This is a genomic window from Micromonospora sp. 15K316, assembly GCF_004348525.1.
In the GTDB taxonomy this organism is placed as follows: Bacteria; Actinomycetota; Actinomycetes; order Mycobacteriales; family Micromonosporaceae; genus Micromonospora.
The window spans coordinates 1-7,079 of sequence record NZ_SMKG01000271.1 but is presented as its reverse complement, the minus strand read 5'-3'; the positions used below and the strand labels follow the sequence as shown (position 1 = coordinate 7,079).

The 7,079-nt window shown below is 72.5% G+C and carries 5 protein-coding genes; 4 read left to right on the top strand and 1 reads right to left on the bottom strand.

Translation table 11 applies throughout. The features are described from left to right. The first annotated feature begins 136 nt into the window (after positions 1 to 136). Together E1211_RS29100 and E1211_RS29095 are read left to right on the top strand one after the other, a co-directional pair. Complete coding sequence (locus E1211_RS29100; protein WP_132352944.1) at positions 137 to 1,402, top strand: aspartate kinase; 1,266 nt, start codon at positions 137 to 139, stop codon at positions 1,400 to 1,402. 5 nt (positions 1,403 to 1,407) lie between these two features. Further along, the gene (locus E1211_RS29095) at positions 1,408 to 2,469 is read left to right on the top strand and encodes an aspartate-semialdehyde dehydrogenase (protein ID WP_132352942.1); all 1,062 of its coding nucleotides are present in this window, start codon (positions 1,408 to 1,410) and stop codon (positions 2,467 to 2,469) included. A gap of 49 nt (positions 2,470 to 2,518) precedes the next feature. Here E1211_RS29095 and E1211_RS29090 read toward each other — a convergent pair whose 3' ends face one another. Continuing rightward, complete coding sequence (locus E1211_RS29090) at positions 2,519 to 3,940, bottom strand: diguanylate cyclase (RefSeq protein ID WP_132352940.1); 1,422 nt, start codon at positions 3,938 to 3,940, stop codon at positions 2,519 to 2,521. A gap of 217 nt (positions 3,941 to 4,157) precedes the next feature. Between E1211_RS29090 and E1211_RS29085 the strand changes: the two genes are divergently transcribed. Then, positions 4,158 to 4,937, top strand: a complete 780-nt coding sequence (locus E1211_RS29085) for a phosphodiesterase (protein ID WP_132352938.1) — start codon at positions 4,158 to 4,160, stop codon at positions 4,935 to 4,937. Between the two features lie 239 nt (positions 4,938 to 5,176). Beyond that, complete coding sequence (locus tag E1211_RS29080) at positions 5,177 to 6,877, top strand: bifunctional UDP-sugar hydrolase/5'-nucleotidase (RefSeq protein ID WP_132352936.1); 1,701 nt, start codon at positions 5,177 to 5,179, stop codon at positions 6,875 to 6,877. The last annotated feature ends 202 nt before the right edge of the window (positions 6,878 to 7,079 follow it).

The following is a 7,079-nucleotide window of genomic DNA, read 5'->3' as shown; positions in this document are numbered from 1 at the left end:
GGCCGGGCCGGATGGTGGGATCACCTGACCCGGCGGCGCGGCCGGCCCGATACCCTGGGGAGGTCTGACGCGCGCCGCCGGCCAGCTGACCGGCGGCGTCGGCACGCTCAGGGTCACTGGGAGGGAGCGCACCGTCGTGGCACTCGTGGTGCAGAAGTACGGCGGGTCCTCCGTCGCCAACGCGGAGCGGATCAAGCGGGTCGCGGAGCGGATCGTCGCCGCGCGCAAGGCCGGTGACGACGTCGTGGTGGTGGTCTCCGCGATGGGTGACACCACCGACGAGCTGCTCGACCTGGCCAACCAGGTCAGCCCGCTGCCGCCGGGCCGTGAGCTGGACATGCTGCTCACGGCCGGGGAGCGCATCTCCATGGCGCTGCTCGCCATGGCCATCCACAACCTGGGCTACGAGGCCCGTTCGTTCACCGGCTCCCAGGCCGGCGTGATCACCACCTCGGTGCACGGCAAGGCGCGGATCATCGACGTCACCCCGGGCCGGCTCAAGGGCGCGCTCGACGAGGGCTCGGTGGTGATCGTCGCCGGCTTCCAGGGCGTCTCGCAGGACACCAAGGACGTCACCACGCTGGGCCGTGGCGGCTCGGACACCACGGCGGTCGCGCTCGCCGCGGCCCTGCACGCCGACGTCTGCGAGATCTACACCGACGTGGACGGCATCTTCAGCGCCGACCCACGGATCGTGCCCAACGCGCGGCACATCAAGCAGATCACCTACGAGGAGATGCTGGAGCTGGCCGCCTGCGGCGCCAAGGTCCTGCACCTGCGGAGCGTGGAGTACGCCCGCCGGGCGGGGTTGCCGATCCACGTCCGTTCGTCATACTCGACCAACACCGGCACGATGGTCACCGGATCGATGGAGGACCTTCCTGTGGAGCAAGCACTGATCACCGGGGTCGCCCACGACCGCAGCGAGGCGAAGATCACGATCGTCGGCGTGCCGGACGAGCCGGGTGCCGCCGCGCGGATCTTCGACACCGCGGCGAGCGCCGAGATCAACATCGACATGATCGTGCAGAACGTCTCCACCGAGGGCACCGGACGCACCGACATCTCCTTCACCCTGCCGAAGACCGACGGTCCGACCGCGATGGCCGCGCTCAGCAAGATCCAGGAGTCGGTCAAGTTCAAGGGCCTGCTCTACGACGACCACGTCGGCAAGGTGTCGCTCATCGGCGCGGGCATGCGCTCCCACCCCGGTGTGGCGGCCGGCTTCTTCGCCGCCCTCGGCGCCGCCGGCGTCAACATCGAGATGATCTCGACCTCGGAGATCCGGGTCTCCGTGGTCTGCCGGGACACCGACCTCGACGCGGCGGTCCGTGCCATCCACGACGCCTTCGACCTCGGCGGCGACACCGAGGCCGTGGTCTACGCGGGCACCGGGCGGTAGGGCCGATGGGCGAGCTGCCCACCCTCGCCGTCGTCGGCGCGACCGGTGCCGTGGGCACCGTCATGTGTGAGCTGCTCAGCGCCCGCCGCAACGTCTGGGGCGAGATCCGGATGCTCGCCTCCGAACGATCGGTCGGGCGGCGGATCCGGTGCCGGGGCGACGAGCTGACCGTCCAGGCCGTCACGCCGGAGGCGTTCGACGGGGTCGACGTCGCGATGTTCGACGTGCCCGACGAGGTCTCGGCGCGGTGGGCGTCGGTAGCGGTCGCGCGTGGCGCGATCGTCGTCGACAACTCCGGGGCCTTCCGGATGGACCGGGACGTGCCGCTGGTGGTCCCAGAGATCAACCCCGAGCAGGTACGCAACCGACCGAAGGGCATCATCGCCAACGCGAACTGCACGACCCTCGCGATGATCGTCGCGATCGCCCCGCTGCACCGCGAGTACGGCCTGCGTGAGCTGGTCCTCTCCTCGTACCAGGCGGTCTCCGGCGCCGGTCAGGCCGGCGTGGACGCCCTGCACGCGCAGCTCGGCAAGATCGCCGGCGATCGGGTGCTCGGTTCCCGGCCGGGCGACGTCCGCCAGGCGGTCGGCGACGAGCTCGGCCCCTTCCCGGCCCCGCTCGCGCTGAACGTGGTGCCCTGGGCCGGCTCGCCGGCCGACGGCGGCTGGTCCTCGGAGGAGATGAAGGTCCGCAACGAGTCGCGGAAGATCCTCGGCCTGCCCGACCTGAAGGTCTCCGCCACCTGCGTACGGGTGCCCGTGGTGACCGGCCACTCGGTAGCCGTGCACGCCGTCTTCGCCACCGAGGTGGACGCCGAGGGCGCCCGCGAGGTACTGCGGAACGCCCCGGGCGTGATCCTGGTCGACGATCCGGCCGCCGGCGAGTTCCCGATGCCCATCGACGCGGTCGGCACCGACCCGTCCTGGGTCGGCCGGATCCGCCGGGCCCTCGACGACCCGCGCGCCCTGGACCTCTTCATCACCGGCGACAACCTCCGCAAGGGGGCGGCCCTGAACACCGCCCAGATCGCCGAGCTGCTCGCCGCCGAGCTGACCCGGTCCTGACCGGCGTCGCTCCGGGCCGCCGCGACCGCCCGGGATCGGGACGGACGGATCAGGCCGGGGCCAGGCGTACGCCGTCGCGGCCCTGCCGCTTGACCGTGTAGAGCGCCTGGTCGGCGCGGCGGAGAGTGAGTTCGGCCGACTCGCCGGGGCGCGGTAGCGCCACCCCGACGCTGATCGTGTGGCCGGTGCGCCGGGCCGCCTCGGTGAGCCGCTCGGCGATCCGGACCGCCTCCTCCGGCCGGTTCACCTCGATCACCGCGACGAACTCGTCGCCGCCGATCCGGTACAGCTCGTCACCGTGCCGCAACGCACCCTCCAGCGCCCGGGCCAGGCCGATCAGCAGCCGGTCGCCGGCCTGGTGGCCGTACGTGTCGTTGACCGTCTTGAAGCCGTCCACGTCGACCGCCAGCAGCGCCGTACGCCCCGGCGTGGCCGCCGCGATCCGCTTGCCGAACGGCCCGGTGTGCCGCAGCCCGGTGAGCGGGTCGGAGCTCGCCTGCTCGCGCAGCCGGTCGAGGGTGCGGATCCGGTCCAGGCTGTTCCAGGCCTGGCCGGCCAGGAGCTCCATCAGGCTCACCGTGGTGGGATCGGGGCGGACCAGACGCTCGTCGGCGACGAGCAGCACACCGCCGCCGTCGGGTGGCCCGAGCGGGACCGCCACCAGGGTGCGTACGCCCGCGCGGGCCAGGGGAACGTACTCCTCCGTCGGCGGCTGCCCGGCCTCGCCGAGGGTGTAGCCGGCGCCGTAGCGGTGGACCCGCCCGACGATCCGGTCGAGCGCCGCCGGCCCGGCCTCGGTCAGCTCGGCACGGATCCGGATCTCCAGCTCGTTCGGGGTGCGCGGCGGCCTGCCGAGCCGGGTCTCCGCGCGGCCGGTCAGCAGCAGCACCGGGGCGGCGAGCCCGGAGACGTCGCGGGCGGCGCAGATCGCCGCGGTGATCAGCTCGCACTCCGTCGTCGCGGCGGAGAGGGCGGCGGCGTGCCGGAGCAGCTTCTCGCTGCGGCTCTCGGCCGGCGGCCCACCGAGCGCCATGATCCGGGCGCCGAGGCGGGAGGCGAGCCGCTCGGCGGTGACCCGCCACGGTGCCAGGTCGAGCGGCGCGCTCCACTGCAGGTCCAGCACGCCGACCGGGCGCCCGGCCGGGTCGACCACCGGTACGCAGATCTCGGCGACGACGTCGGGCCGGATCGGCAGGTGGTCGGGTTCGGCGGTGACGTCGGGTACGACGGCGGTCTCACCGGTGGCGTACACCCGGCCGACGATGCCGGTCTTCGGCGGCACGGTCGAGAAGACCTGCCAGGCGCCGGTGGCCGCGACGCAGCGCAACCGCTCCTGCACCTGGAGCAGCACGGAGACGGCCGCCGGGGTGTGCCCGGCGAGCGCGGTGACGAACCGCTGGCAGGCGTCGAGGGCGGTCGGGGCCGTGGGGAGGGCGGCCGTGACGTCACGGATGATCCGCTGGTGATCCACTCGCTCGTCGTTCCAGGTAGGGGTGGGTCCGGCCGGTGCCGAGCCTGCGACCAAGCGTACTCATGACGTGACAGGTGCCGCCCCGATCAGGATTGCGCAGCGTCTTCGTACACATGTGCCATCCACAGGCTGTGGACAGGGCCGGTGGATCCAGCGGGGCCCCGCGCGAGGCGGGGCGACGATAGCGTGAAGGTCCCGCCCGCGAGGAGGCGTGCCGATGCTCATCGCCCAGCTCAGCGACCCGCACCTGACCACCGGGCCGCTCGCCGCCGAGCCGGCCGCCGGGCTGCACCAGGCGCTCGGCCGGGTGCTCGCGCTGCGGCCCCGTCCCGACTGTGTGGTGATCAGCGGCGACCTGGTCGATCGCGGGCGACCCGACGAGTACCTCGTGCTCCGGGAGGTGATCGGCCGGTTCCCGCTGCCGGTGCACCTGGCGACGGGTAACCATGACGACCGCGAGTCGCTGCTCGACCAGTTCGGCGGCACACCGTGGCTGGGCGGCGGCTTCTCGGCGTATTACCACGTCGACCACGCGGCGGCCACCATCATCGTCCTGGACTCGCTGGTGCCGGGCGCGGACGGCGGGCAGCTCGGCGAGGAGCAGCGGGGCTGGCTCGACGGCGTGCTGGCTGGGCGGCCGGACGTGCCGGCGTTGGTCTTCCTGCACCACCCGCCGGTGGTCGTGGGAATACCGGCCGCCGACCCGACCGGGCTGGCGGACGCCGACGCGCTCGCCGAGGTGGTCGGTCGGCATCGGCACGTGGTCCGGATCGGAGCCGGGCACCTGCACCGGCCGGTCACCGCGGCCTTCGCCGGTACGGTGCTCACCACCGCCCCGAGCACGTGGCGGCAGGCGTCGCTCACCATGACCCCGGACGAGCCGATCGGCTGGGTCACCGAGCCGACCGGGTTCCTGCTCCACCTGGTGGCCGACGGCGGGTGCGTCACGCACACCGTCCAGGTCAGCCACTCGGCCGGAGAGACCTGCGGGTTCTGAGCCACGGCGGCGCGCTGCGCACGCGCGCCCGATCCGTCCCGACCGCACCGTCACCTCGGGCTCGTCCGGCAGACACCGCGAGTTGTCGACGTATTCGCAGCTCTCACCGGTCGCCCGGCGGGCCGATCGATGAGAGGCTGTGCCCGACGGCAGTAACCTCCGACAGCTGCCTCCTTCCGACTGTGCCGGTAAGGGCCCGGTCGTCCGGGCTCCCCTACCCGAGTCCTTCGAGGAGTTTCATGACCATCCCCGCGATGCGTCGGGCCGCAGTCGGCCTGACCGTGCTCGCGGTGGCCGCCTTCGGCGCGGTCACCAGCACGCCGGACCAGGCCGAGGCGGGTGCCAAGCCCGTCGACGTCACCCTGCTCGCGCTCAACGATTTCCACGGCAACCTCGAACCGCCGAGCGGCTCCAGCGGCACCATCGACGGTCAGCCCGCCGGTGGCGTCGAATACCTCGCCACCCACCTGGCCGAGCTGCGCGCCGCCGCCAAGAAGAAGAACACCATCACCGTCGCCGCCGGTGACCTGATCGGCGCGTCCCCGCTGCTCTCCGCCGCGTTCCACGACGAGCCGACGATCGAGGCGCTGTCGATGGCCGGGCTCGACTACGCCAGCGTCGGCAACCACGAGTTCGACGAGGGCGCCGCCGAGCTGCTGCGGATCCAGAACGGCGGCTGCCACCCCGTGGACGGCTGCGCCGACGGCACCCCGTACCGCGGCGCCGGCTTCCAGTACCTCTCGGCCAACGCGTTCAAGACCGCGACCGGGCGGCCACTGCTCCCGCCGTACGCCGTTCACAAGGTCCAGGGCGTCAAGGTCGGGTTCATCGGGATGACCCTGGAGGGCACCCCGCAGATCGTCAGCCAGGCCGGCGTCGCCGGCCTGAGCTTCGCCGACGAGGCGGAGACCGCCAACCGGTACGCCCGGGAGCTGCGCCGAAAGGGTGTGCAGACGATAGTCGTCCTGCTGCACGAGGGCGGCACCCAGGCCGCCGGCGGCGGCATCAACGACTGCGTCGGCATGACCGGCCCGGTCGTGGACATCGCCAACCGGATGGACCCGTCGATCGACGTGGTGGTCAGCGGGCACACGCACCAGGCGTACAACTGCGAGATCAACGGAAAGCTGGTGACGAGCGCCAGTTCGTTCGGGCGGCTGGTGACCGACATCGACCTGAAGATCGACCGGCGCAGCGGCGACGTGCTCAGCGCGAAGGCCGAGAACGTCGTGGTCACCCGTGACGTGGCCAAGGACCCGAAGCAGACCGCGCTGATCGACCGCTACACCACAGTCCTCGGTCCGGTCGCCGATCGCCAGGTCGGCGAGACCACCGAGTCGATCACCCGGAGCCAGGAGACCCTCTTCGGTACGACGGCGGGCGAGTCGGCCCTCGGTAACCTGATCGCGGACGCGCAGCTGGCCGCGACCGACGACGAGCAGAACGCGGTCGCCGCGTTCATGAATCCGGGCGGGGTACGGGCCGACCTGGACGCCGGCCCGGTCAGCTACGAGGAGGCGTTCACCGTCCAGCCGTTCGCCAACAACTTGGTGACGCTCGACCTCACCGGCGGGCAGCTCTACTGCGTGCTGGAGCAGCAGTTCGTGGTCAACCGGGTCCTCTACCCGTCGTCGAGCGTCCGCTACGTGGTCGACCCGAACGGCGCCACCGGCACGGCGGCCGACCCGTGTGCCGGTACCCGGGTGGTCCGGGGCAGCCTGACGCTGGACGGCGTCACCGTCGATCCGGCGGCCACCTACCGCGTGACGGTGAACAACTTCCTGGCCGGCGGGGGTGACGGCTTCAGCGCCCTCACCGCCGGCACGAACCTGGTCACCGGCCTGATCGACCTGGACGCCTTCGTGGCGTACCTGACCGCCGAGAGCCCGGTCTCCGCCCCGGCGCTGGACCGGATCCGCACCACCGCCGAAGCCGCCTGACGGCCGAGCCGCGAACGGTCGGGCCCCGGAGCACCGCGCTCCGGGGCCCGACCCCGTCTCCGCCCCCTGTAAACCGCCGCACTCCCGCGCACTCCGCCGGCCCCGCCGGGCGCGGCAGTGTCCGCGCACTTTCGGGGAAGGTGTTGCCTCGCATGCCCTGGAGACGACACTTTCGGTGGAAGTGCACACCTCTGGCCGGGGC

What these genes read in the sequence shown, in the direction of transcription:
- E1211_RS29095 (WP_132352942.1), top strand. Translation starts at nt 1,408, where the DNA reads ATGGGCGAGCTGCCCACCCTCGCCGTCGTCGGCGCGACCGGTGCCGTG.
- E1211_RS29080 (WP_132352936.1), top strand. Translation starts at nt 5,177, where the DNA reads ATGACCATCCCCGCGATGCGTCGGGCCGCAGTCGGCCTGACCGTGCTC.
- E1211_RS29085 (WP_132352938.1), top strand. Translation starts at nt 4,158, where the DNA reads ATGCTCATCGCCCAGCTCAGCGACCCGCACCTGACCACCGGGCCGCTC.